The sequence below is a fragment of the Pseudoduganella sp. GW821-FHT05F09 genome (assembly GCF_059419605.1).
This window is the reverse complement of record NZ_JBWKSD010000003.1, coordinates 623,187-647,997: the sequence shown is the minus strand read 5'-3', so window position 1 is coordinate 647,997 and position 24,811 is coordinate 623,187. Positions and strand designations below refer to the sequence as shown.

The following is a 24,811-nucleotide window of genomic DNA, read 5'->3' as shown; positions in this document are numbered from 1 at the left end:
TATGAAAAGCATTCCCAAGCGCGCCGCGCCACTGCTGGCGCCCCTGCTCGCAGCTTTGCTGCTGAGCGCCTGCGCCGCGCCGGCGTTCAAGCAGCCGGACATCGCCGTCCCGCTGGCATTCAAGGAGGCGCCGCAAGGCGCGGCCACCGGCGCCGTGCAGACCGCCGCCGACGGCACGCAGTGGCGCCAGGCCCGTGCCGCCGAGCAGCAGCCGCGCGGCGAATGGTGGCTGGCCTTTAACGATACGGCGCTGAATGCGCTGATCGCCGAGGCCACGCGCAACAACGCCAGCCTGGCCGGCGCCACGGCCCGCGTGAAACAGGCGCGCGCCATCGCGGGCATCGTCGAGGCGGACCGCGTGCCGCAGGTGGGCGTGAGCGCGGGCGCCCAGCGCGCCCTGTCCTCGCCCACGCAAGCCGGCCTGCCGGCGGGCACGCCGATGTCGCCGCACACCAGCTACACGGCCAAGCTGACGGCCAGCTACGAGGTGGACCTGTTCGGGCGCGTGTCGTCCAACGTGTCGGCCGCGCACGGCGACGCGGCAGCAGCCGAAGCAAGCTACCGCTCCGTGCTGCTGGCCCTGCAGGCCGACGTGGCGCAGACCTATTTCCGCCTGCGCGCCACCGACGCCGAACTGGAAACGCTGGCGCGCACCGTGCAGACGCGCGAGGAAAACGTGAAGGTCAACCAGCGCCGTTTCGACCTGGGCGACATCGGCGAATTCGACCTGGCGCGCGCCAAGACCGAGCTGTCCTCCACGCGGGCCGAAGCCATCGGCCTGCAGCGCCAGCGCGCCACCACGGAGCACGCGCTGGCGGTGCTGCTGGGGAAACCGGCGGCCGATTTCACGGCAGGCGCCAGCCCGCTGCTGGATACGGCGCTGATGCCGGCCATCCCGGCCGGGCTGCCGTCGGCGCTGCTGGAGCGGCGGCCGGACATCGCCGCCGCGCAGCGCGCGATGGAAGCGTCCAACGCCCGCATCGGCGTGGCGCGCGCAGCCATGTTCCCGGCGCTGAACATCGGCGCCTCGGGCGGCGGCGTGGGCGGCGCGTTCTCGGACGTATTCAAGATCAGCAGCCGTTCCTGGCTGCTGGGCGCGCTGCTCTCGGCGCCGCTGCTGGACGGCGGCCGCAACAAGGCCAATGTGGCGCGCAGCGAAGCAGTGCTGGACGAGTCGGTGGCGGCCTACCGGCAAAGCGTACTGGTGGCGTTTGCCGAGGTGGAGGACAATCTGGCGGGCCTGCGCATACTGGCGGGCCAGGCCGGGCAGGTCGAGGAGGCCGTGCTGTCGGCGCGGCGCTCGGCGGAACTGGCGCAGAAGCTGTACAGCGCGGGACGCTCGAGCTACCTGGAGCTGCTGGACGCGCAGCGCAACCTGGCGGCGGTGGAGCGCACGGCGGTGCAGCTGCGCGGGCAGCGCGCGCTTACCACCGTGGCGCTGATACGCGCGCTGGGCGGCGGCTGGGGGCAGGCGCCGGCGTGACGCGTGCTTGGCGGGTTAGCGGCGACGCCGCGTAACCCGCCATGCCGCCACATACGTTACACTTGCCGCTGAAAGCCGCCTGGAAGCTCCACCATGTCACAGAAGAACGTACAATTTACCGTCGCCGCCCACATCGCGTCCGTACTCGGCTACCGCTATGGCGAGGACGTCACGTCGGCCGTGCTGGCCGGCAGCGTCAACGCCGATCCGACCTTTGTGCGCCGCTCCATCGCCAAGCTGGCCAAGGCGGGCATCGTCTCCGCCACGCGCGGCAAGAACGGCGCCTGCACGCTGGCCCGCCCGCCGCAGGACGTCTCGCTGCTGGACATCTACCGCGCCAGCGCCGCCCCGGCCGCCTTCGCCATCCACGACTATGACGTGCAGCCCGTATGCCCGGTGAGCGACCATATCAAGGACAGCATGGCCGAAGTGCTGGACGACGCGCAAGCCGGCTTTGAAGCGCGGCTGGCGGCGCGCACGCTGGCCAGCCTGATCGAAAGCATCCAGCACAAGGAGCACGCATGAGCAGCGCCGACCTCGCCCCCCCCCTCTGCAACTGCTTCGCGCTGCGGCAGGCTGCGCGCCACGTCACCTCGCTGTACGACCGCCACCTGGCGCCGTCCGGCCTGGCCACGTCGCAATACAGCCTGCTGGCGCACATCCGCGCCCAGCCCGGCATCGGCATGCAACAGCTGTCCGAGCGCATGGTGATGGACCGGACCAGCCTGGTGCGCGCCATCAAGCCGCTCGCGCGCGACGGCTACGTGCTGCAGGCGCCGGACCCGGAAAACAGCCGCAAGCTGGTGTTCTCCCTCACCGCCGCCGGCCAGGCCAAATACGCGGAAGCCCACGGCTACTGGGCGCAGGCGCAGGCCGAGTACGAAGCGGGCGTGGGCGCCGAACGCGCCGCCGCCCTGCGCGCCGAGCTGCGCGCCCTCACTCAGAACGGTTTGTAAGGCAGGAACTTCCCGTCCAGCGTAATGATGGCCCGCGAGCCGCCCTCCGGATCGTCCACCTTCTGGATGTCCATCTTGAAGTTGATGGCGCTGATAATGCCGTCGCCGAACTGCTCGTGCACCAGAGCCTTGAGCGTGGTGCCGTAGACCTGCACCATTTCGTAAAAACGGTAGATGGTGGGATCGGTCGGCACGCCGCCGGGTATGCTGCCGCGCAGCGGGATGGTTTGCAGCAGCGCGGCCGCCTGCGCATCGAGGCCGAGCCGCTCGGCCACGGCCAGCGCGGCCTGCTTGGGCAGCGCGTGCTGGCCCAGCAGGGCCGCCGTCACATAAGGCACGCTCAGCCCCGTGCCCTCCGCCAGCTGCGCCCACGTTAAGTCCTTCATGGCTTTGGCGGTGACGATCTGGGCGCTCAGCGCCATGTGCGCGTCCTGCGTGTGGGTCGATTGCAGCATGGTGATTCCTTTCAAGGTTGAAGGGGTGGTTACTCCCACGATGCAACTACCATGCCAGTTTTTTTGCACCAGTTTGCGCCAGCGCAGAACATCCGCCTCCGGCCCGCGCCATCATCGAAGCTCCTTACCACGCGCGAGGCCGACATGAATCCAGACAAACTGATGATCCCACTGACCCAGGTGCTGACCCGGCACCGCGAACAGATCCTGCCCATGCTGGGCGGGAAGGCCAACGGCAATGCGCGCGCGCTGCTGGGCAACGACGCGGCCATGCGCACGCTGGCCACCTACTCCTACGCCCTGCTCCCCGGCCTGGTGCGCCTGACCGTGAAGGAACCGGTGTTTATCGACTTCGTCATGAGCCACCGGGACCAGATACTGGAGCGCCTGCTGGTGCAATAGCAGGCCTGCGGGCGTAAATCTTGCTAGACATACCAGGACTACGCTACCTGGGAATGCGAAATGACGGTGTCTGCACCAAAAACGGGCGTGGCCGACCAGGAACCGCCGCAGCGCATCGTCAAGATACGCCGCGACTACAACACCTGGGTGGCCAACGAAACCATCGAAGACTACGCGCTGCGCTACACGCCGCGCTCGTTCCGCAAATGGTCGGTGTTCCGCGTCTCGAACACGGCTTTCGGCGCCATTTCCTTCCTGGTGCTGGAGGCGATCGGAGGCACCATCGCCGTCAACTACGGCTTCATCAACGCCTTCTGGGCGATTATGGCGGTGGGCCTGATCATCTTCCTGACCGGCCTGCCGATCAGCTACTACGCCGCCAAATACGGCGTGGACATGGACCTGCTCACGCGCGGCGCCGGCTTCGGCTATATCGGCTCCACCATCTCGTCCTTCGTCTACGCCTCCTTCACCTTCATCCTGTTCGCGCTGGAGGCGGCCATCATGGCCTATGCGCTGGAGCTGTATTTCCACCTGCCGCTCTACCTGGGCTATATGGCAAGCGCGCTGGTGGTGATACCGCTGGTGACGCACGGCGTAACCCTCATCAGCCGCATCCAGATGATTTCGCAGCCGGTGTGGCTGGTGCTGCTGGTGCTGCCCTTCATCGCCATCATCGCCAAGAAGCCGGAACTGCTGTCGCAGCTGGGCAGCTTTGCCGGGCAGTCGCCGGACAACGGCAAGTTCAATATGCTGATGTTCGGCGCCGCCACCGCCGTCGGCGTGGCCCTCATCACGCAGATCGGCGAACAGGTGGACTTCCTGCGCTTCATGCCGGAGAAGACCGAAAAGAACCGCATCCAGTGGCACCTGGGCGTGCTGGCCGCCGGCCCCGGCTGGATCCTGCTGGGCATCGCCAAGATGCTGGGCGGCGCGCTGCTGGCCGTGTTGGCCATCAACAGCGGCGTATCGCTGGCGCAGGCGGTCAATCCCAACCAGATGTACCTGGCCGGCTTCCAGCAGGTGTTCGCCAGCCCCACCGCCGCCGTGCTGGTGACGGCCTGCTTCGTCATCATCTCTCAGGTCAAAATCAATATCACCAACGCCTACGCCGGTTCGCTGGCCTGGTCCAACTTCTTCGCCCGCCTGACGCACAGCCATCCGGGGCGCGTGGTGTGGGCGGTGTTCAACGCGCTGATCGCCGTGCTGCTGATGGAGCTGGACGTGTTCCAGGCGCTGGACCAGGTGCTGGGGCTGTACTCCAACATCGCCATCTCGTGGATCACCGCCGTGGTGGCGGACCTGGTGGTGAACAAGCCGCTGGGGCTGAGCCCCAAGGGCATCGAGTTCCGCCGCGCCTACCTGTACGACATCAATCCGGTGGGCGTGGGCGCCATGGTGCTGGCGTCGGCCCTGTCGGTGGCCGCGTTCGCGGGCCTGTTCGGCGCGCAGGCGCAGGCCTTCTCGGCCTTCATCGCGCTGGGCACGGCCTTCATCGCCTCGCCGCTGATCGCCATCGCCACCAGGGGCAAGTACTACATTGCGCGCCAGCCCGCGCCGGCGGGGACGCTCAACAAGGTCTGCTGCATCTGCTCCCGCGAATACGAGCAGGAAGACATGGCGCACTGCCCGGCCTACCAGGGGCCGATCTGCTCCCTGTGCTGCTGCCTGGACGCGCGCTGCAACGACGTGTGCAAGCCGCACGCCCGCTTTACCGCGCAGTGGGACAGCGCCATGAAAGCCCTGCTGCCCAAGTCCATGTGGCCCTACATTACCAGCGGCCTTGGCCACTACCTGCTGCTGATGATGGTGACGGTGCTGTTCCTGGGCGGCCTGCTCGGCCTGATCTACGTGCACGAGGAGCGGCTGCTGATCGAGGCCGGGTCCAGCATGCTGCCGCAGCTGCGGCTGGCCTTCATCAAGATCTTCGGCGCGCTGCTGCTGGCCAGCGGCATCGTGGCCTGGTGGCTGGTGCTCACCAGCGAAAGCCGGCGCGTGGCGCAGGAGGAGTCGAACCGCCAGACCGGCTTGCTGACGCGCGAGATCGAGCTGCACGGCCAGACCGACGCGCAGCTGCAGCAGGCCAAGAAACAAGCCGACCAGGCCAACCAGGCCAAGAGCCGCTATATCGCCGGCATCAGCCACGAAATCCGCACGCCGCTCAACAGCATCCTCGGCTACGCGCAGCTGCTGGACAACGACCCGTCGATACCGGAGCACCGCCAGCAGGCCATCCGCGTGATACGCGGCAGCGGCGAGCATTTGCTGTCGCTGATCGAAGGCACGCTCGACATTGCGCGCATCGAAGGCGGCAAGCTCAGTTTCGACCTGAAGGAAGTGAAGTTCCCGGACTTCATCGGCCAGATCGTGCGCATGTTCGAGCAGCAGGCCAGCAGCAAGGGCCTGTCCTTCCGCTACGAACTGACCGGCGAGCTGCCGCGCGTGGTGCGCGCGGACCGCAAGCGCCTGGGCCAGATCCTCATCAACATCCTCGGCAACGCGGTCAAGTTCACGGAGCACGGCGGGATTGTGTTCCGCGTGCGCTACGCGCGCGACATGGCGGCCTTTGAGGTGGAGGACAGCGGCCCCGGCATCCTGGACGCGGAACGCGAACGCATCTTCGAGCCCTTCACGCGCGGCAGCGCGGGCGACCAGGCGGGGGCAGCCGGCACCGGCCTGGGTCTGCCGATCAGCAAAATGCTGACGCAGCTGATGGGCGGCGAACTTACGCTCGACAGCACGCCGGGCAGCGGCAGCGTGTTCAAGATCCGGCTGATGCTGCCGCGCGTGCACACCGAGGCGCGCGCGGACGGCGCGCCGGAAGCGGTGCGCACCGGCTACGCGGGCCGGCGCCGCAAGGTGCTGGTGGTGGACAATGAACGCGTGGACCGCGAGCTGCTGGTCAACATCCTGGCGCCGCTGGGCTTCGAGATGGCGCAGGCGGTATCAGGCGCGGACTGCGTGGAGAACTACGCGGCCTTCGGCCCGGACCTGATCCTGATGGACCTGGCCATGCCGGTGATGGACGGCTGGGAGGCCAGCCACATCATCCGCAAGGTGCACCAGTCCGACGTGCCGATTGCCATCGTCTCGGCCAACGCCTATGACAAGGGGCTGGACAACCCGGCCGCCATCGCCGCCGAGGACTTCTTCGTCAAGCCGGTCAACGTGGCCGAGCTGCTGGACTGGATAGGCCGCCGCCTGCAGCTGGAATGGATATCGCATGCGGCGCCGAAAGGCATCAGCAGCGAGATCGTGGAGCCGGGGACCGCAGCGCAGCCTGCGCTCATCTTCCCGCCCGCCGCGCAACTGGAGCCCTTGCGCGCGCAGCTCAAGCTGGGCTATGTGCGCGGCATCGTCCACCAGCTCGACGAAATCGCCATGCTCGGCCCCCAGTACTCAGCCTTCATTGCCGCCATGCGCGGCCACGCGGCCCGCTTCCAGCTCGATGCGATGGCGCGCCTGTTGGAACAGCAGGAACAACATGAACAGAAAAAAGGAGTCAACCATGATACCGAAGCAGTTTGAGCACCGCCCCGGCCACCTGGTACTGATCGTGGACGACGTGCCGGAAAACCTGGCCGTGCTGCACGATGCGCTGGACGAATCCGGCTTTACGGTGCTGGTGGCGAACAGCGGTGCGGCCGCGCTGGAGCGCTGCGCGCAGGCGGTGCCGGACATTATCCTGCTGGACGCGGTCATGCCCGGCATGGACGGCTTTGAAACCTGCCGCCAGCTGCGCGCGCAGATCGCCACGCGGCATGTGCCGATTATTTTCATGACCGGGCTGACCGAGACGGAGCACGTGCTGGCGGCCTTCAACGCGGGCGGCACGGACTACGTGAGCAAGCCGGTGCGGCAGAGCGAGGTGCTGGCGCGCATCGCCGCGCACTTGCAGACGGCGCGGCTGATGAACCAGGCCCGCAGCGCGCTCGACGCCTTCGGCAACGCCACGCTGGCGATAGGGCCGCGCACCGGGCGCATCGTGTGGCAGACGCCATTGGCACGGCAGCTGATGCTGAATTATTTCGGCTTGCCGGGCACGGGCCAGCTGGCCGATACGCCGGCCGAGCTGACGGCGTGGCTGGCGGCCACGGTGGAGGCGCGGCGCGCGGGGCAGGATTATCCGCCGCTGAACGTGATCCAGGGTGCGGCGCGGCTGATCTTCAGCGCGGCGGACGTGAGCAACCAGGAGCAGTGGATGGTGGTGCTGCGCGAGGAGTCGGACGCGGCGCAAGTGCAGGCGCTGGTGGCGCTGTTCAAGCTGACCATGCGCGAGTCGGAAGTGCTGCACTGGGTGATCAAGGGGAAGACCAACCGGGACATCGGCGATATTCTCGGCACCAGCCCGCGCACGGTGAACAAGCACCTGGAGCATGTGTTCGAGAAGCTGGGGGTGGAGACGCGCACGGCGGCAGCGTCGCTGGCCATCAACAAGCTGCGCGGCTCGGCGGAGGCGATGGCGGCGAGCGCCTGAGCCGGCGGCGCGCATGGCGGGTTAGTGCGCAGCACGTAACCCGCCAGCTCCGTCACACCGCCAAATGCCGCCTTACGTCTTCGCCATCCATCAGGTCCGGCGCGCCGGCGGCGACCACTTCGCCGCGCGACAGCACCACGAACTTGTCCGCCAGTGCGCGCGCGAAATCGAAATACTGCTCGCACAGCAGTATGCCGATATCCCCGCGCTGCCGCAGCAGCCGTATCACCCGCTCGATGTCCTTGATGATGGAAGGCTGTATGCCCTCCGTGGGCTCGTCCAGGATAATCAGCTTGGGCCTGGCCAGCAAGGCGCGTGCGATGGCCAGCTGCTGCTGCTGCCCGCCCGAGAGGTCCCCGCCGCGCCGTCCCAGCATCTCCTTCAGCACCGGGAACAGCTCGTACACTTCCCCACTGATGGTGGCCGCTTCGCGCCGCGACAAGGTGGCCATGCCCATCAGCAGGTTCTCCTCCACCGTGAGCCGCGCGAAAATCTCCCTGCCCTGCGGCACGTAGGCAATGCCCGCCGCCGCGCGCTGGTGCGGCTTCAGGCGCGTGATGTCGCGACCGTTGAACGTCACCTTGCCGCGCGCCACCGGCAGCACGCCGGTCAGGCACTTGAGCAGCGTGGTCTTGCCCACGCCGTTACGGCCCAGCAGCGTCAGGCACTCGCCCTTCTCCACCGACAGCGACACGCCGCGCAGCGTGTGCGACGAGCCGTAGTACTGGCTCACTTGTTCGACTTGCAGCATATGGCTCCCTAGCGTCCCAGATAGACTTCAATCACGCGTTCATCGGCCTGCACCTGGTCCATGCGGCCCTGCGCCAGCACCGAGCCCTCGTGCAGCACCGTCACCTCGCCCTGCTGCGCAATCTCGGTGACAAAGCCCATGTCGTGCTCCACCACCATGATGGAATGCTTGCCGCGCAACTCGTTCAGCAGCTCGGCGGTGCGCGCGGTTTCCGCGTCCGACATGCCGGCCACCGGTTCGTCCAGCAGTATCAGCTGCGGTTCCTGCATCAGCAGCATGCCTATCTCCAGCCACTGCTTCTGGCCGTGCGACAGCAGCCCGGCCAGCCTGTCCTCCTGCCCGTTCAGGCGTATCAGGCGCAGGATCTCGGCGATCTTGTCGCGCTGCTCGGAACTCAGGCGCGCGAACAGCGTGGGCCGCACGCGCTTGTCCATCTTGGCGGCCAGCTCCAGGTTCTCGAACACCGTGTGCTGCTCGAACACCGTGGGCCGCTGGAATTTGCGGCCTATGCCGGCGTGCGCGATGTCGTATTCCGTCATGCCCGCCAGGTCGTAGGTCTGGCCGAAGAAGGCGCTGCCGGAAGTGGGCCGCGTCTTGCCGGTGATGACGTCCATCATGGTGGTCTTGCCCGCGCCGTTGGGGCCGATGATGCAGCGCAGCTCGCCCACGGCAATGTCCAGGCTCAGTTTATTGAGCGCCTTGAAGCCGTCGAAGGAAACGGTGATGTCGTCCAGGTAGAGGATGACGCCGTGTTCCGTGTCCAGCCCTTCGCGTTTGACTGTCATGCCGCCTCCTTCGCAGGAGTGGCGGCAGAAGCGGTGCCAGGCGCCGGTGCCGCTTCGGATGCCGGCGCCGGATCGGGCGGCGGCGCGCCACGTTTCAGTTTTTCCATCAAGCCCAGTATGCCCTTCTGCATGAACAGCGTGACGAGGATGAACAGGAGGCCCAGTGCGAACAGCCACAGGTCCGGGAAGGCGGCGGTGAACCAGCTTTTCAGCCCGTTCACGGTGAAGGCGCCGATGATGGGGCCGACCAGCGTGCCGCGCCCGCCCACCGCCGCCCAGATCACCATTTCGATCGAGTTCGCGGGCGACATTTCGGATGGATTGATAATGCCCACCTGCGGCACGTACAGCGCGCCCGCTATGCCGCACAGCACCGCCGACAGGGTCCACACGAACAGCTTGAACCACAGCGGGTTGTAGCCGATGAACATGAGGCGCGATTCGGAGTCGCGCACGGCCTGCAGCACGCGGCCCAGTTTCGACGTGACGATCCAGCGGCACAGCAGCAGCGCGCCGGCCAGGAAGCCCAGCGTGATCAGGTAGAGCACGGCCTTGGTGCCGGGGGCGGTGACGCTGAAGCCGAGGATGCGCTTGAAGTCGGTGAAGCCGTTGTTGCCGCCGAAGCCGGTGTCGTTGCGGAAGAACAGCAGCATGAAGGCATAGGTCATGGCCTGCGTGATGATGGAGAAGTACACGCCCTTGATGCGCGAGCGGAAGGCGAAGTAGCCGAACACGAAAGCCAGCACGCCCGGCACCAGCACCACCAGCGCCATGCAGTACCAGAAATTGTCCGTCATGGACCAGTACCAGGGATAGGTTTTCCAGTCGAGGAAGACCATGAAGTCCGGCAGATTGCTCTGGTAGACGCCGTCGCGGCCGATGGCGCGCATCAGGTACATGCCGTGGGCGTAGGCGCCCAGCGCGAAGAACACGCCGTGGCCCAGCGACAGGATGCCGGTGTAGCCCCACACCAGGTCCAGCGCCAGCGCGGCCAGCGCGTAGCACATGAATTTGCCGATCAGGCCCATGGCGTAGCTGGACACGTGCAGCGCGTGCCCGGCCGGGAAGGCGAGGTTCAGCACCGGAAGCAGCGCGGCCACCGCCACGGCGGCGCAGACCAGCGTCCACGCGCGGGAGGAATACAGTGAGGTGCTCATTCTACGCTCCTGCCTTTCATCGCGAACAGCCCTTGCGGCCTGCGCTGGATGAAGATGATGATGAACACGAGGATGGCGATCTTGGCCATGACGGCGCCGGCCAGCGGTTCAAGGAATTTGTTCACTTCGCCCAGGCCCAGCGCGGCGATCACGGTGCCGGCCAGCTGGCCCACGCCGCCCAGCACCACCACCATGAAGGAGTCCACCACATAGGCCTGGCCCAGGTCCGGCCCCACATTGCCGAGCTGGGACAGCGCCACGCCGCCCAGGCCGGCGATGCCGGAGCCCAGGCCGAAGGTCATCATGTCGATGCGGCCGGTGGGCACGCCCACGCAGTCGGCCATGCGGCGGTTCTGCATGACGGCGCGCACGAACAGGCCCAGGCGGGTCTTGTTCAGTATCAGCCAGACCGCCGCCACCACGATGACGGCGAAGGCGATGATGGCGATGCGGTTGTACGACAGCACCAGCGAGCCAAGCACGGTCACGCCGCCGGACATCCAGGAAGGATTGGCCACTTCCACGTTCTGCGCGCCGAAGATGGTGCGCACCAGCTGCATCAGCATCAGGCTGATGCCCCAGGTGGCCAGCAGGGTTTCCAGCGGGCGGCCGTACAACCAGCGTATCACCGTGCGCTCCAGCGCCACGCCGACCGCGAACGCCACCAGGAAGGCGGCGGGCAGCGCGGCGGCCAGATACCAGTCCAGCGCGCCGGGGAAGTAGTTGCGGAACAGGGACTGGCACAGATAGGTGGTGTACGCGCCTATCATCAGCAGTTCGCCGTGCGCCATGTTGATGATGCCCATCAGGCCGAAGGTAATGGCCAGGCCGAGCGCGGCCAGCAGCAGCACGCTGCCCAGCGACACGCCGTAAAACAGCTTGCCGACGAATTCCGTGCGGGCGATGCGGCTGTCGATGCGGTCCAGCGCGTCGACGGCGGCGGCGCGCACCGAGGCGTCGGGTTCGGCGTAGCTGCCGCCCTGCTGCGCCAGCATGGCTTGCAGCACCGGGCGCAGCGCGGCCCTGCCGCTGTCAGCCAGCGCGGAGACGGCGGCCTTGCGCACGGCCGCATCGGGCGACTGCAGGTCGGCGGTGGCGACCAGGGATAGCAGGATGGGCTTGATGGCCATGTCCTTTTCGAGCGCGTAGGCCTTGCGGATCAGCGGCGCCTGGGCGGCGTCGGCGGATTTGGCCTGCAGCTGCAGGGCGGCGGCCAGGCGCTGTTCGCGGTCCGGCGACAGCAGCGCCATGCCCGACAGCGCGCCCTCCACCGCGCCGCGCAGGCGGTTGTTGACGACCACGCCATCCACGCCATCCGGCACGGGGCCGGTGGCGCCGGTGGCGGGGTTCCACGCCTTGTCGCCGTCAACCACGAGGATGGCGCCGTCCGGCGTGGCGTACAGCGTGTCGCCGTTCAGCGCCTGCAGCACTTTGAGCGCATCAGCATCCGCCAGCGCGGCGATCTTGCCGACCGCTTCAATGCGGGCGTCCGGATCGCCGCCGGCCAGCGGGGCGAGCAGCGCGGGATCGATGGCGGCGTGCGCCGCCAGGGCTTGCAGGCAGAGCGCAGCCGCGACGACCGCGCGCCGCGCCACTTTAAGAGTCGCGGTCGTCATCATCATCACATCTTCTGTTTGCCTTCGTTACCCTTGATGAAGGGACTCCATGGCTGTGCGCGCAGCGGGTCTTTGGTCTTCCACACCACGCTGAACTGCCCGTCGCCCTTGATCTCGCCTATCATCACCGGCTTGTGCAGGTGGTGGTTGGTCGGGTCCATGGTCAGGGTGAAGCCGGACGGCGCCTTGAAGCTCTGGCCGCCCATGGCCGCGATCACCTTGTCGGTGTCCGTGGTGCCGGCCTTCTCCACCGCCTGCTTCCACATATGGATGCCGACGTAGGTTGCCTCCATCGGGTCATTCGTCACGACGGTGCTTGCGTTGGGCAGCTTCTTGGCGACGGCGTAGGCCTTCCACTTCTTGATGAACTCCGTATTGACCGGGTTCTTCACCGACTCGAAGTAGTTCCATGCCGCCAGGTGGCCCAGCAGCGGCTTGGTGTCCACGCCGCGCAGTTCCTCCTCGCCCACCGAGAACGCCACCACCGGCACGTCGGTCGCCTTCAGGCCGGCATTGCCCAGCTCTTTATAGAACGGCACATTGGAGTCGCCGTTGATGGTGGAGATCACCGCCGTCTTGCCGCCCGCCGAGAACTTCTTGATGTTGGCGACGATGGTCTGGTAGTCCGCGTGGCCGAACGGGGTGTAGACCTCGTCGATGTCGCTGTCCTTCACGCCTTTGCTCTTCAGGAAGGCGCGCAGGATCTTGTTGGTGGTGCGCGGGTACACATAGTCGGTGCCGAGCAGGACGAAGCGCTTGGCGGAGCCGCCGTCCTTGCTCATCAGGTACTCCACGGCGGGAATGGCCTGCTGGTTGGGCGCGGCGCCGGTGTAGAACACGTTCTTCTCCAGCTCCTCGCCTTCATACTGCACTGGGTAGAACAGCACGCTGTTCAGCTCCTTGAACACCGGCAGCACGGACTTGCGCGACACCGAGGTCCAGCAGCCGAAGACGGCGGCCACCTTGTCCTTGGCGATCAGCTGGCGCGCCTTTTCGGCGAACAGCGGCCAGTTCGAAGCCGGGTCCACCACCACGGCTTCGAGCTTCTTGCCCAGCACGCCGCCGTTGGCGTTGATTTCGTCGATGGTCATCAAGGCCACGTCTTTGAGCGACGTTTCGGAAATGGCCATCGTGCCCGACAGGGAATGCAGGATGCCGACCTTGATGGTGTCGGCCGCTTGCGCGGAAACGCCTCCGATCAGCATGGCGGCGCCGGCGGCGATCTGCGTGAAGGTGGCGATGAATGTGCGGCGAGTTTGCATGGCGGTCCTCGTAAAGTGTGGGTTCAATATTGGAGTTGCAGCGCGACGACGAATTTGTTCTGGTCCGGCGCGGCCGCGACCTTGGTGCGCGAGTACACGGCGCTGATCTGCGCGTTGTAGCCGTCGATGATGTAGTTCACGCCGATGTCGCTCTGGCGCGTATTGAGGTTGGTGTCCGGCTTGAATTTCTGGAAGCGCGCGAAGGGCTGCAGCTTGCCCCAGCCCAGGCCCTGGTCGAAGATGTAGGACACGCCGGCGGACCAGGCTTCGCCCTGTTCGGACTTGATGACGTTGTCCGTGTCGTAGTCGTAGTAGGCCGCTTCGATGGCGACGGCGCCGGAGCCGGGGATGCGTTTCTCCAGCAGGAAGTCCACGTTCCAGGCGCTGTAGTCGCCCACGCGGCCCACCGTCAGCACGCCGTCCTTCTGCTGGCGCGCGGCCACGCCGATGGCCAGGATGTCCTTGCCGCCGAGGTAGTTGCCGGTGCCGTAGTAGCCCGGCTCGGCGTCCCAGAAGTCGTATTGCAGGCGGCCCGCGTACATCAGCGAATCCGAGGTTTTCACGCCGGCCGCCTTGGCCTGGTTCTGGGTCAGCGAGCCGATGCCGAAGGTATGGCCCTCGAAAGCGCCGAAGGAGTAGCCCAGCTTGCCGCCGTCGAGCACATTGCCCCAGACGACCACGCCGTCGTCGCGGCCGCGGAAGATGCCGCCGTTGTAGCCGTAGCGGGAGGACACGCCGGCCCAGTAGCCGCCGCCCAGCGAGTAGTAAGGCCCGGCCATGTTGGCGCGGTCGCTCGGCGAGAGCAGGCGGCCGGCCCAGATATTGAGTTCGGGCGAGATGGCGAACTGGCCCGCCGCGTCGAGCACGCGGATCTTGTCGCCGTCCCACTCGGTGTTGAACATGCCCTTGATGTTCTTGTTCAGCGAAGCGCCGAAGAACAGGCGGGCGCTGTCCAGGTTCAGGTCATTCGAGCGCGAAGTGCCGTTGGAGGCGCCGTCCTCGATGCTGGAATAAGAGCCGCGCATGCCGAAGCCCACGCTGACCGACTTGTCCTCGCCTATCTTGATGGTTGCGCCGGCCTGCGCCAGCATGGGCGCGGCGGCCAGCATGGCGCATAGCGCTCGTTTTCGTATCGTAGTCATTCCAGGCCTCTCTCATGTTGTGGTTCACTATTGACATGAGATTAACCATTGAGGAATGACTACGACATACGTCAACCTACGTAGTGGCTACGCGGCCACGCCCGCGCATCAGTTGCGCGAGCGGCACAGCAGCAGCGCGATCAGGCTCAGGCCCGCTGCGGTGGACAGGTAGTAGCCGACGTAGCCCAGGCCGTAGTGCGTGGCCAGCCAGGTTGCGGCATACGGCGCCAGCGAGGCGCCCAGGATGCCGGCCAGGTTGAACGTGAGCGAGGCGCCCGTGTAGCGCACTTCCGCCGGGAACAGCTCGGACAGCATGGTGCCCAGCGGTCCATACGTCATGCCCATCAGGCCCAGGCCGATCGACATGGCCAGCGTTACTTCCACCGTGCTGCCGGAGCCGAACAGCGGCGCCAGCACCAGGCCGAAGGCCATGATCAGCGCGGACACCACGATCAGCGTCAGGCGGCGACCGTAGCGGTCCGCCACCAGCGCGGTGACGGGGATGGTCAGGCCGAAGAACAGCACCGAGAACAGCTGCAGTATCAGGAAGTCCTTGCGCGTGTAGCCCAGCGCGGTGGTGCCCCAGCTCAGGGTGAACACCGTCATCAGGTAGAACAGCACGAAGGTGGCCATGGCCATCAGCGTGCCCAGCACCAGCATGCGGGTGTGGTCGCGCAGCACGGCCACCACCGGCACTTTCACGCGCTCGCCCTTGTCCAGCACTTTCTGGAAGTCCGGCGTTTCGGTGATCTTCAGCCGCACGTACAGGCCGACGATGACCAGCAGCGCGCTGGAGACGAAGGGAATGCGCCAGCCGTAGGCGAAGAACTGCGCGTCGGTGAGCACCTGGCTAAGCAGCAGGAAGATGGAGCCGGACAGGAAGAAGCCGATCGGCGCGCCCAGCTGCGGGAACATGCCGTACCAGGCGCGCTTGCCCGGCGGCGCGTTCTCGGTGGCCAGCAGCACTGCGCCACCCCACTCGCCGCCCAGGCCCAGGCCCTGGCCGAAGCGGCACAGCGCCAGCAGCAGCGGCGCCAGCGTGCCGATGCTGGCATAGGTCGGCAGCAGGCCGATGGCGACGGTGGACAGGCCCATGGTCAGCAGCGCCGCCACCAGCGTGGCCTTGCGGCCGACGCGGTCGCCGAAGTGGCCGAACACGGCCGAACCTATCGGCCGCGCGAAGAAGGCGATGGCGAAGGTGGCCAGCGACTGCAAGGTGGCGGCCGCCGCGTCGCTGGCAGGGAAGAACAGCTTGGGGAAGACCAGCACGGCGGCGGTCGCGTAAATATAGAAATCGAAGAATTCGATGGTGGTGCCGATCAGGCTGGCGAATAAAACGGTGCCGGGCGAATTGACCTTGTGCGCGCCGGGTTGGGACTGGCTCATAACACTCCTGGATTACTTGGGAAGGGACGATTGCAAACGCTGCGTCACCTGGTCGCGGAGGTAGCCGTTTTCCAGATAGCGGTACAGATTGACACCGGGGCAGACGGTTTGCGCCGAGTAATCCTTGTGGCCGTGGATGGTGGCCGGGGCTACATTGTATTTCATTGCCAGCAGCGCCATCAGGTCGGCGGTGGCGTCGAGCTGCTTCTGGTTGGGCTGCACTTCCTCGAAGTTGCCCACCACTTCAATCAGCGCGTGGCCGGTGGGGTCGTATTCGGTGTTGGTGTCGCCCGCGTAGTCTATGCTGCGGCCTTCGTAGATGCGGCCATCAAGGTCGATGATGTAGTGGTAGGGAATGTCCAGCCAGTGCTTGGTGTTGCGCGACCAGGTTTGCAGGTTGCGCAGGTAGACCTGCGGGTCCTTCCCTTCCGGGAATGGCTCGCCCTGGTGGTGCAGCGTGATGTGCTTGATGGTGTGCTTGCGCGCCTTGGCCGGATCGGCCGGCGTGCCGCCCCAGGCGGCCACCGATACGATGCGGCTTTCGGTTTGCGCCAGCGCGGGCGGCAGGTCGGCGGCCCAAACGGGCAGTTGCAGCAGCATGGCTGCGGCGCAAATCAACGATCGCATTTATTCTCCAGTGATGTGCGCAAAGCCTGCGCGGATTTCGTCGGCGTTCTCGGGACGCACCACGCGCGCCACTTCCTGGCCGTCGCGCAGGAAGACCAGCGTGGGCCACAGCTTCACGCGGAAGGAGCGGCCCAGCAAGCGGCCCGGCCCGTCCTCCACTTTGTAGTGCGGCACCTGCGCGTGGTCCGCGTAGGCTTCCGCCAGCGCGGGCTGGGCGGAGCGGCAGTAGCCGCACCAGTTGGTGCCGAACTCCAGCACCGCCGGCCCGCGCAGCGCGTCGATCTCGGCGCGCGTGGGTGCGCTTTCCTTGTATATCGTTTCCATTATCGAACCCTCCTTATGCCTGCATGATCTACGATTTCGGTTTCAGGCTGGCGCACGGGTCCGGGCGCTGCTTCTTGGGCACCGTGTAGCTGGCGTCGTACAGGCCGGGCGCGGCGGCGCTTTCCACATAGCCCACGCTGCGCACGGCCAGTTTCGGCTCCAGCGCATTGAGCCAGCGCGGCACGCCGTAGTCCTTGCGCACATGGCCGTTGCCGGCGATGAGCACCACGTCGCGCGGCTGCTGGGCGCGCAGCAGCTTGGCCATCCAGATGTCGCGCGCCACCTGGGCGTTGACCATGCCGGGCACCATCATGTCCGGCAGCATATTGCAGTGGCCGGCCACGATTTCCTTTTGCTGCGCCTGCACGATATCGGCCGGCAGCGCTTCCTTCAGGCGGTACTCGGCCACGGTTTTTTCGTCGAAGCTGGAGGCCACGCCGTCGCGCACCACCAGGGAGGCGTCCTTGCGCGACAGGTTGGCGGCAATCAGCGGCAGGTCGTAGCGCAGCGCCAGGTCGATGATGGGGCGGTACTGGTCCCAGTCCCAGCGCGGTCCGGCCATCACCAGAATGACGCACTGGGCGTCGCGGCAGTCCTTCTGCGCCTTGTTGAGCAGGGCCTGGTTTTCGCGGTCGAACTGCTCCATGGCGATGGCCGGGCGCCAGCCGGCTTCCACGCGCTGGAACAGGTGCTGGTAGCGCAACTTGTGGCCGTCGGGGTTGTCGTGCACCTCGCCCAGCAGCAGTACTTGCGGGTTGGCGGTGACGGGTTCGGGTTGGGGTTTGTTCTTGCTGCCTGCACAGCCGGCGATGGCGGCGGCGACCAGCAGCAGCGCGGGTAGGGAGCGGTTCATATTGCTTTGCTTGGGTTGGAGAATGCTCCAGTCTAGCGCAAGCGGCTCTTTGTGTGGCGATGATGCTGCATGGACGGCGCCGGCATCCCGGTGGACCGTAGGGCGGGTTAGGCGGACGGCGCAGCCGGGCGCCGTAACCCGCCAGGCGCGGCGATGCATTGCCAGGCAATCGCGGCGGCGGCAAGCAGCAGCGCGGCGGAGACGGCAAGCGCGGTGCGCAGGCCGCCCATGGCCAAGGCAGGCGTGCCGGCGGCGACCATGGAGCCGTACACGGCCACGCCCAGCGCGCCGCCCACCTGGCGCGCGGTGTTCAGCACGGCCGACGCGGTGCCGGCCTGCCCCGCGCCCACGCTGGACAGGATGGAGGTGGTCATGGCCGGCACGGCCAGTCCCATGCCGGCCGGGATCAGCGCCAGGCCGGGCAGCATGGCCCAGAAGCCCGCATGGTCCGAAATGCCGAACACGCCCAGCAGCGCGTAGCCGCTGGAGCCTATCAGCCCGCCCAGTATCATGGGCGTGCGCAGCCCGGTGCGCGCCGACACGCGGCCGCTGGCGATGTTGGAGAAGATGAAGGTGCCGGTCAGCGGCAGGAACATCACGCCCGCCGCCAGGGCCGTGTAGCCGCGCACGGTCTGCAAATAGAAACTCAGCACGAAGATCACGCCGTAGTAGGCGAAGTTCACCAGCACGCCGAAGGCCACCGCGCCGGAAAAGCCGGCGCTGCGGAACAGCGCCAGCGGCAGCATGGGCGACTTGCTGCGCTCCTCCACCAGCAGGAACACGGCGAAGGCCGCAGCGGCCAGCGCCAGGCCGCCCTGCACCATCGCGTGGGTCCAGCCCAGCGCATGCACTTCGATGACGGCGCCGATGAAGGCGGTCAGCGCCACCACGGCCAGCAGCTGGCCCGGCATGTCGAAGGCGCGGCCGGGGTCCTTGCCCGCCGCCGCCGGCACGGTGCGCAGCGTGAGCCAGGCGCCCGCCAGGCACAGTGGAATATTGACCCAGAAGATGCTGCGCCAGCCCGCCAGCTCCAGCAGCACGGCGCCCAGCACCGGCCCGATGGCAATCGACACGCCGCCGGCCGCCGTCCACCAGCCCACGGCCTTGGCCAGCTGCGCCTTGTCGTGCGCGTAGGCGGCGTTCAGGATGGCCAGCGAACTGGGCACCAGCAGCGCCGCGCCTATGCCCTGGGCGGCGCGGGCGACATTGAGCATGACGGCGCCGGTGGCCGCCGCGCAGGCCAGCGAAGCCAGCGTAAAGAGCCAGAAGCCGCCCAGGAACACGCGGCGCGAGCCGAACTTGTCGCCCAGCACGCCGGCCGAGAGCAGGAAGACGGCAAAACCCAGGGTGTAGGCGTCAACCACCCATTGCAGGTCCCCAACGCTGGCGCCGAGGTCCCGCCCCATGCGGGGCAAGGCGACGTTGACGATGGTGACGTCGAGCTGGACGATGATGAAGGCGAAGCTGCAGGCCAGCAATACAGCGCGCGAGGGTGTGGTGGCGGTTTTCATGCTTCCACTATAGGCGGGTTTGCATATCCCGAAAAATGAATAATAATGAAGACATTCATCGCATATAGAGAAACATCATGGAACTGTCCGCGCTCCGCATTTTCCAGGCCGTGGCCGAAGAAGGCAGCGTCACCCAGGCGGCGGCGCGGCTGAACCGCGTGCAGTCCAATGTGTCGGCCCGCCTGGCGCAGCTGGAGGAGACGCTGGGCGTGCCGCTGTTCCACCGTTCCGGCCGGCGCCTGCTGATTACCGCCGAGGGGGAACGCCTGCTGGCCTACGCCGGCCGCCTGCTGACCCTGGCCGACGAGGCCCAGGCGGCGGTGCGCGGCGACCAGCGCCCGGCCGGCCAGCTGCGCATAGGCGCCATGGAAACGGCGGCGGCGGCGCGCCTGCCGCTGGTGCTGGCGGCCTTCCACCGTCGGCATCCGGAGGTGGACCTGCTGCTGGAAACCGCCCCCACCGACCAGCTGGTGCAGGCGGTGCTGAACCACAAGCTGGACGTGGCCCTGGTGGCCGCGCCGGTGCTGCGGCCGGAGCTGGCGCAGCTGGCGGTGTTCGAGGAGGAGCTGGTGCTGCTGACCGACGCCGCGCAAGGCCCGGTGCGCAGCCCGCGCGACGTGGCGCGGCGCGCGCTGCTGGTGTTCCGCAGCGGCTGCGCCTACCGGCGGCGGCTGGAGAACTGGTTCGCGGAGGCGGACGTGGCCACCACCCGCATTTCGGAATTCGGCACTTTCGAGGCGATACTGGGCTGCGTGGCCGCCGGCATGGGCGTGGCGCTGATGCCCAAAGAAGTGTTGAAGCAGCGCCAGCTCGGGGGCAGCATCCAGTGCCACACGCTGCCGCCGCAAACGGCCCTGGTGCAGACCATGCTGGTGTGGCGCGGCGACGTGCTGCACCATCCGGCGCGGCACGCTTTCGCGGCGTGCTTCGACGCAGGGACTAGCTAGGAAGCCTAGCGGCCCAGGCCGCACACGGCGGCGATATTGCCGACCGAAATGCCGCTGGTAATGGCACGGCCGACGCAGCTGGCCTTCTGCAAGCCGTTGTCCGCCAGCGCAAACGAGCCCACCACCAGCACCACCACCAGGCCGACCATGATCAGCGCGCCCTTGTATAGATCTTTATTCATTTTTGTTGCCGTAGAGCAAAATAATGCGCCATTGTAGCGCAAACGCTAAGGCAGGGCTGCAATCACATAATCGAGGGTATAGAAGTGCTTGCCGCCTTCGTTGCGTATGCCTAGTTTACCACTGAGGCCGGTCAGTTCGCCGCTGCCCGAGTCGGGCACCACCAGCACGCTCAGGCTGGGCTGGCCGCGGTCCATGATGCCGCTGTGCTGCAGGGTAAAGCCGCCGCTCAGGCCGTCGAGCGTGCCCTCTACGCGCTCCATGGCCACGTAGCCGGCCGAGCCTTGCGCCGCGCCCATAAAGCTCAGCATTTCGCCGTTGCCGCTGGCCTCCAGCGCGCCGTGGTAGCGCTTGTCCAGCACCATGCGGTGCAGGCCGAAGCCAGACGCGCCCACCGACATATGCTCGGGACTCATTGTTACGTCAAACTCGCCTTCCACGACCGCCATGATGTGCTCCTTAGTGAACTTCGGGACTTAGCGCTCGCAGGCGAGCGCGTGCAATTTATTGATCGTGGTCCAGTTGCGGGTGGTGACGGCGTCGCCCAGCAGCTTGCCCATGGCGGCCGCCGCGCGGCTGGCCAGCACGCCGTCCGCGCACCACAGGTAGGCCGCCCAGCGGCCCAGCGCAAACGCTTCCGGGGTCCAGTCCTGGTGCGCCAGGGGCTGCAGCTTGCCGCTGTCGGCCGGGTTGGTCAGCACGGCCACCAGCAGGCGCGAGGGGTCGTCCGCCAGCGCGTGCAGGCTGTTGTCCTCCACCACCTGGGCCAGCTGGCCGGCCTCCAGCACCGTCACGCGCGCGCCCACGCCCAGCTTGAGCACCAGCGCTTCCTCGATGCGGACGGCGGCTTCGGCGCCGCCGCAGGCGCCGTCCGGGCAGTCGTACACCACGTTGCCGCTGTTGAGCACCGTGCGCACATCGTCATAACCCAGGTCGGTAATCAGCTTGCGCAGGTCGGCCATGGCCACGCGCTTGGCGCGGCCCACGTTGATGCCGCGCAGCAGGGCGATCTGCCTGCGTATTGCCATCCTTGTCTCCTTCACGGCAAAGCCATAGTATGCGGCAGCTGGAATTTAAGCGGCGTGCGCTTTACACGTGCAGCGGCGCGTCCGCATGCGGTTCGATGCTGCCCGGTCCACTCTCGATCGGCGTCACGCGCGGCATGCGCAGCACAAAGCTGGCGCCCTGCCCCAGCGTGCTGGACACCGTGATGGTGCCGGCGAACTGCTTGGCGATCAGGTTGAACACGATGTTCAGCCCCAGCCCGGTGCCGCCCTGCCCCCGGCGCGTGGTGACAAAGGGATCGAACACCTTGTCCAGCATGTCCGGCGGGATGCCTTTGCCATTGTCCACCACCTGCATCTCTATCCAGTCGCCGTCCGGCTTGACGTTGATGCCGATGCGGCCCTCGGCGTCCGGCTCGAAGGCGTGCTCCACGCAGTTCAGCGTGAGGTTGGTGATGACCTGGGCCAGCGCACCCGGATAGCTGTCGAGCACAATCTCGGCCGGACAGTCGATGTCCACCCTGATATGCGTCTTCTTCAGCTTGGGCTGCAGGCTGGACACCACCTCGCCGATGTATTCGCGCAGCTCGAAGCGGCGCCGCGCCTCGCTCACCTGGTCCACCGCGATCTGCTTGAAGCTGTGGATCAGGTGCGCGGCGCGGTAGGCGTTGTTCATGATGAGCTTGGTGCTCTCGCTGGCCGTTTCCAGGTATTTCAGGATCTCCGACTTCTTGATGGCGCCGTCGGCCACCGACTGGTGCACCTTCTCGGTCGCCTCGGCCAGGATGGAGGCGCTGGTCAGCGCAATACCCACCGGGGTGTTGATCTCGTGCGCCACGCCGGCCACCAGGCCGCCCAGCGAGGCCAGGCGCTCGGCCTGCAGCAGCGACTCCTGGGTGCGGCGCAGGTCGTCCAGCGCTTTCGCCGTTTCCTGCGCGGCGCGGCGCGCCTCGTCCTCGGCCTCGCGGGTGCGGCCGATAATCGCCTTCACGCGGCGCTGGATGGCGTTGAAGCCGCGTATCACCTGGCCCAGCTCGTCGCGCCGGCTCTCCGGCAGCTCGCCCACCTCGTCCGAGCCGCGCGTGGCCAGGTCATGCAGGCCGTCGCGCAGCTGCTTGAGCGGATCGAACACGATGCGCAGGCTCAGCGCCAGCGCCGCCACCAGGATGGAATCGAGTATCAGCACCTCGATCACCTTGCGCTGCACCTCGCTGCGCAGGGTGGCGTCCATCTGCGCGCGGCTGAAGTTGACCACCACCCGGCCCACGATCACCGGCTTGGGCGCGCTGCCGGCCGCGCCGGCGTCGCGGTAGGCCAGGTCGGCCACCACCGGCGTGCCGCCCACGGCGGTATCCGATTCGATGCCGCTGATGGCGCCGCTGTCGGCGCGCAGCTTGCCCGAGAACAGGCCCACCGAGGTGTCGTAGACGCGGATCGCCACCAGCTCGGGCGGCAGCATTTCGGCGGCCACGATGTTGTCCACCTTGGCCTTATCCAGGTCCCACAGCGCGGACGGCAGGCTGGTTTGCAGCCGCGTCAGCACGCCCTGGCGCAGGCGCTGGTTGTTCACTTCCAGTTCGTGGCTCAGGCTGTATTGCGCATAGGTGCCGGAGATGCCCAGCACCAGGGTCACGATCACCACGAACAGCAAGGTCAGCCGACCTTGAATTCCAAACATCGAGCAGCTCCTCCCAGTCTTGCGCGGCACGGATATGACGGCAACGCCCCAATGTAAAGTATGGCTAGCAACTTGGCAAGATTTTCGACCGCGCCGCGGCGCCGATGGTAAGATCATGCGACGAGAATGACGGAGGCTGCAATGACTGCCAGTTATCAGCACCTGCCCCTGGGCGAGGTGCAAGCCGGAATGATATTGTCGGACGAACTGCTGGACGCGCAGGGCCATGTGCTGCTGCCGCAGGGTACGGTGCTGACCGACGCCACGCTGGCGCTGATGCCGCGCCACGGCATCGCCATGCTGCCGATAGCGCTGCCCGAGCAGCCCAGCGAGGCCGAGCAGGCCGCCAGCCAGGAGCAGCGCATCGCGCGCATCGAGCACCTGTTCCGCAAGAACGAACCGGACAGCGACACCGACTGGGCCACCGCCCTGCTGCGCCGCTTCGTCACCGATTACCGCCTGGGTCAGGCCCCGGCAGAAGAATGAGCACCATGCTGACATACGACGATGTAGTAAAAAACCTGGACGACCTGCCCTCGCTGCCCGCCGTGGTGATGGAGCTGCTCAACAGCATAGACCAGGAGGACGTGGACATTTCCGTGCTGGCCAAGAAGGTCTCGCACGACCAGGCGCTGACCGCCAAGACGCTGCGCCTGGCCAATTCCTCGCTGTACGGGCTGCAAGTGAAGGTGACCACCATCCAGCAGGCCATCACCTACCTGGGCTTCCAGGCCACGCGCAACCTGATCACGGCGGCCGCGCTGACCGGCTGCTTCGCCGAGCGCTCCTGCGCCGGCTTCGACCACAAGGCCTTCTGGCGCCACTCGATCGCCAGCGCGGCCTGCGCCAAGGTGCTGGCGCGCCAGATGCGCTTCAACCAGGACTACGCCTTCACGGCCGGCCTGCTGCACGATATCGGCCGGCTGGTGCTGGTGGCCTGTTTCCCGAAAGAGTACGAACAGGCGCTGGCCTACCGCAACGAGCATGACTGCCTGCCGCTGGAGGCCGAACGCACGGTGCTGGGCATCGACCACGTCGACGCCGGCATGGCGCTGGCGGAACACTGGAATTTTTCGGACACGATGCGGCTGGCGATCGCCCACCACCACAACCCGGAAGCGCCGGGTGCGGGCTTTTTGGCCGCCATCATCCACGTGGCGGACGCCATTGCCCATGCGCTCGATCTGGCGCAAATCCCGGACGGCCTGGTGCCGCCGGTCTCCACCGTGGCCTGGACTGCGCTGGGCCTCGATGAAACCATCTATCTACAACTGTTCCGCGAGACGGAACTGCAATACGAAGAAATTGCCATGGTGCTGCTGAGCTAAGCCGGCACTTTGCAGTCCCGGCCCCAGCGTTGTCACCGCGCGCCTCAGTGCGCGTAACTGCCGGCTTCCTGCTTTTCCGGCCGGTCCTCCGGCTTGGGGCGTCCTTGCGCGTCGGACAGGCGGTACTTGGTGCGGCGGTCGCCCATCAGGTCGCGCAGGTCGCGGATGCTCATGCCGGTCACTTCGTGCATGCGTATCAGCAGCGAGGCGCCAACCGGCAGGCGGTGGTGGCGGATCTTGCTGATGACGGGCGGCGCCACTTCCAGCATGCGCGACAGCGCGGCGTCGTTCTTCAGCTGCATTTTTCCTAGCAGCATATCCAGCAGATGGTTGGGGTTATAGCTTTCTTGAGAAGCAAGGGCGTGGTGTGCCATGATTTTCCTCGTCTAGTGAGTTGTCTATCCCGGATTGGCATTGCAATTTCAATAACAATTCTAATACCAAACCAGCCCGTTCAGGCCAAGCTGCAACTAGCGAAGCTTGTGTT

The 24,811-nt window shown here is 66.7% G+C and carries 26 protein-coding genes; 9 read left to right on the top strand and 17 right to left on the bottom strand.

Going from position 1 to position 24,811, the window contains the following annotated elements; all coding sequences use genetic code 11:
- Position 1 precedes the first annotated feature (1 nt).
- The 3 genes from AC07S4_RS12805 to AC07S4_RS12795 all read left to right on the top strand — a co-directional run bounded on the left by AC07S4_RS12805 (position 2) and on the right by AC07S4_RS12795 (position 2,439).
- Positions 2 to 1,483: an efflux transporter outer membrane subunit gene (locus AC07S4_RS12805; RefSeq protein WP_494987006.1), complete on the top strand. Its 1,482-nt coding sequence runs from the start codon at positions 2 to 4 to the stop codon at positions 1,481 to 1,483.
- 93 nt (positions 1,484 to 1,576) lie between these two features.
- A complete protein-coding gene (locus AC07S4_RS12800) occupies positions 1,577 to 2,008 on the top strand; it encodes an Rrf2 family transcriptional regulator (protein ID WP_494987005.1) in 432 nt (143 codons plus the stop codon).
- Positions 2,005 to 2,439: a MarR family winged helix-turn-helix transcriptional regulator gene (locus AC07S4_RS12795; RefSeq protein ID WP_494987004.1), complete on the top strand. Its 435-nt coding sequence runs from the start codon at positions 2,005 to 2,007 to the stop codon at positions 2,437 to 2,439. Before AC07S4_RS12800 ends, AC07S4_RS12795 begins: the two co-directional genes overlap by 4 nt.
- Here the strand turns inward: AC07S4_RS12795 and cynS are convergent.
- The gene (gene cynS / locus AC07S4_RS12790) at positions 2,424 to 2,894 is read right to left on the bottom strand and encodes a cyanase (protein ID WP_494987003.1); all 471 of its coding nucleotides are present in this window, start codon (positions 2,892 to 2,894) and stop codon (positions 2,424 to 2,426) included. The two genes, AC07S4_RS12795 and cynS, sit on opposite strands and share 16 nt — an antisense overlap.
- A 144-nt stretch (positions 2,895 to 3,038) precedes the next feature.
- Here cynS and AC07S4_RS12785 point away from each other — a divergent pair, with 144 nt between their 5' ends.
- Genes AC07S4_RS12785 through AC07S4_RS12775 form a run of 3 tightly spaced genes read left to right on the top strand, consistent with a single transcriptional unit; the run spans position 3,039 to position 7,773 of the window.
- Positions 3,039 to 3,296, top strand: a complete 258-nt coding sequence (locus AC07S4_RS12785) for a hypothetical protein (RefSeq protein WP_494987002.1) — start codon at positions 3,039 to 3,041, stop codon at positions 3,294 to 3,296.
- 60 nt (positions 3,297 to 3,356) lie between these two features.
- Positions 3,357 to 6,824 (top strand): hybrid sensor histidine kinase/response regulator, encoded by a 3,468-nt coding sequence (locus AC07S4_RS12780; protein WP_494987001.1) that lies wholly within the window; start codon positions 3,357 to 3,359, stop codon positions 6,822 to 6,824.
- Positions 6,805 to 7,773, top strand: a complete 969-nt coding sequence (locus tag AC07S4_RS12775; RefSeq protein WP_494987000.1) for a response regulator — start codon at positions 6,805 to 6,807, stop codon at positions 7,771 to 7,773. Before AC07S4_RS12780 ends, AC07S4_RS12775 begins: the two co-directional genes overlap by 20 nt.
- A 52-nt stretch (positions 7,774 to 7,825) precedes the next feature.
- Here the strand turns inward: AC07S4_RS12775 and urtE are convergent, their stop codons facing one another.
- The 11 genes from urtE to AC07S4_RS12720 all read right to left on the bottom strand — a co-directional run bounded on the left by urtE (position 7,826) and on the right by AC07S4_RS12720 (position 19,187).
- Positions 7,826 to 8,524: an urea ABC transporter ATP-binding subunit UrtE gene (gene urtE / locus AC07S4_RS12770; RefSeq protein WP_494986999.1), complete on the bottom strand. Its 699-nt coding sequence runs from the start codon at positions 8,522 to 8,524 to the stop codon at positions 7,826 to 7,828.
- Positions 8,525 to 8,532: 8 nt separating this feature from the next.
- On the bottom strand, positions 8,533 to 9,309 hold the full coding sequence (urtD, locus tag AC07S4_RS12765; RefSeq protein ID WP_494986998.1) for an urea ABC transporter ATP-binding protein UrtD: 777 nt from the start codon (positions 9,307 to 9,309) through the stop codon (positions 8,533 to 8,535).
- On the bottom strand, positions 9,306 to 10,466 hold the full coding sequence (gene urtC, locus AC07S4_RS12760; protein WP_494986997.1) for an urea ABC transporter permease subunit UrtC: 1,161 nt from the start codon (positions 10,464 to 10,466) through the stop codon (positions 9,306 to 9,308). Before urtC ends, urtD begins: the two co-directional genes overlap by 4 nt.
- Complete coding sequence (gene urtB / locus AC07S4_RS12755; protein WP_494987144.1) at positions 10,463 to 12,085, bottom strand: urea ABC transporter permease subunit UrtB; 1,623 nt, start codon at positions 12,083 to 12,085, stop codon at positions 10,463 to 10,465. Before urtB ends, urtC begins: the two co-directional genes overlap by 4 nt.
- Positions 12,086 to 12,087: 2 nt before the next feature.
- Positions 12,088 to 13,287, bottom strand: a complete 1,200-nt coding sequence (gene urtA / locus AC07S4_RS12750) for an urea ABC transporter substrate-binding protein (RefSeq protein ID WP_494987143.1) — start codon at positions 13,285 to 13,287, stop codon at positions 12,088 to 12,090.
- Between the two features lie 80 nt (positions 13,288 to 13,367).
- Positions 13,368 to 14,486 (bottom strand): porin, encoded by a 1,119-nt coding sequence (locus tag AC07S4_RS12745; protein ID WP_494986996.1) that lies wholly within the window; start codon positions 14,484 to 14,486, stop codon positions 13,368 to 13,370.
- 108 nt (positions 14,487 to 14,594) lie between these two features.
- Positions 14,595 to 15,872 (bottom strand): MFS transporter, encoded by a 1,278-nt coding sequence (locus AC07S4_RS12740; protein ID WP_494986995.1) that lies wholly within the window; start codon positions 15,870 to 15,872, stop codon positions 14,595 to 14,597.
- A gap of 12 nt (positions 15,873 to 15,884) precedes the next feature.
- Complete coding sequence (locus AC07S4_RS12735) at positions 15,885 to 16,499, bottom strand: peptidoglycan recognition protein family protein (RefSeq protein ID WP_494986994.1); 615 nt, start codon at positions 16,497 to 16,499, stop codon at positions 15,885 to 15,887.
- On the bottom strand, positions 16,500 to 16,823 hold the full coding sequence (locus AC07S4_RS12730) for a thioredoxin family protein (protein ID WP_494986993.1): 324 nt from the start codon (positions 16,821 to 16,823) through the stop codon (positions 16,500 to 16,502).
- A 28-nt stretch (positions 16,824 to 16,851) separates the two neighbouring features.
- The gene (locus tag AC07S4_RS12725; RefSeq protein WP_494986992.1) at positions 16,852 to 17,676 is read right to left on the bottom strand and encodes a ChaN family lipoprotein; all 825 of its coding nucleotides are present in this window, start codon (positions 17,674 to 17,676) and stop codon (positions 16,852 to 16,854) included.
- Positions 17,677 to 17,783: 107 nt separating this feature from the next.
- Positions 17,784 to 19,187, bottom strand: a complete 1,404-nt coding sequence (locus tag AC07S4_RS12720; RefSeq protein WP_494986991.1) for an MFS transporter — start codon at positions 19,185 to 19,187, stop codon at positions 17,784 to 17,786.
- Positions 19,188 to 19,264: 77 nt separating this feature from the next.
- On the opposite strand from AC07S4_RS12720, the gene AC07S4_RS12715 reads away from it, so the two are divergent.
- On the top strand, positions 19,265 to 20,134 hold the full coding sequence (locus AC07S4_RS12715) for a LysR family transcriptional regulator (protein ID WP_494986990.1): 870 nt from the start codon (positions 19,265 to 19,267) through the stop codon (positions 20,132 to 20,134).
- Positions 20,135 to 20,139: 5 nt separating this feature from the next.
- Here the strand turns inward: AC07S4_RS12715 and AC07S4_RS12710 are convergent, their stop codons facing one another.
- From AC07S4_RS12710 to AC07S4_RS12695, 4 genes are all read right to left on the bottom strand, one after another.
- Complete coding sequence (locus AC07S4_RS12710) at positions 20,140 to 20,316, bottom strand: hypothetical protein (RefSeq protein ID WP_494986989.1); 177 nt, start codon at positions 20,314 to 20,316, stop codon at positions 20,140 to 20,142.
- Positions 20,317 to 20,361: 45 nt separating this feature from the next.
- Positions 20,362 to 20,763, bottom strand: coding sequence for a DUF3224 domain-containing protein (locus AC07S4_RS12705; protein ID WP_494986988.1), 402 nt, complete (start codon positions 20,761 to 20,763; stop codon positions 20,362 to 20,364).
- A gap of 27 nt (positions 20,764 to 20,790) precedes the next feature.
- A complete protein-coding gene (locus tag AC07S4_RS12700) occupies positions 20,791 to 21,342 on the bottom strand; it encodes a DUF1697 domain-containing protein (RefSeq protein ID WP_494986987.1) in 552 nt (183 codons plus the stop codon).
- 61 nt (positions 21,343 to 21,403) lie between these two features.
- Positions 21,404 to 22,996: a sensor histidine kinase gene (locus tag AC07S4_RS12695; protein ID WP_494986986.1), complete on the bottom strand. Its 1,593-nt coding sequence runs from the start codon at positions 22,994 to 22,996 to the stop codon at positions 21,404 to 21,406.
- 141 nt (positions 22,997 to 23,137) lie between these two features.
- On the opposite strand from AC07S4_RS12695, the gene AC07S4_RS12690 reads away from it, so the two are divergent.
- Both AC07S4_RS12690 and AC07S4_RS12685 read left to right on the top strand, forming a co-directional pair.
- Positions 23,138 to 23,482: a hypothetical protein gene (locus tag AC07S4_RS12690; protein ID WP_494986985.1), complete on the top strand. Its 345-nt coding sequence runs from the start codon at positions 23,138 to 23,140 to the stop codon at positions 23,480 to 23,482.
- Positions 23,479 to 24,324, top strand: coding sequence for an HDOD domain-containing protein (locus AC07S4_RS12685; protein ID WP_494986984.1), 846 nt, complete (start codon positions 23,479 to 23,481; stop codon positions 24,322 to 24,324). Before AC07S4_RS12690 ends, AC07S4_RS12685 begins: the two co-directional genes overlap by 4 nt.
- A gap of 44 nt (positions 24,325 to 24,368) precedes the next feature.
- On the opposite strand, the gene AC07S4_RS12680 is transcribed toward AC07S4_RS12685, so the two are convergent.
- Positions 24,369 to 24,698, bottom strand: a complete 330-nt coding sequence (locus AC07S4_RS12680) for a hypothetical protein (protein ID WP_161073809.1) — start codon at positions 24,696 to 24,698, stop codon at positions 24,369 to 24,371.
- Positions 24,699 to 24,811: the final 113 nt, after the last annotated feature.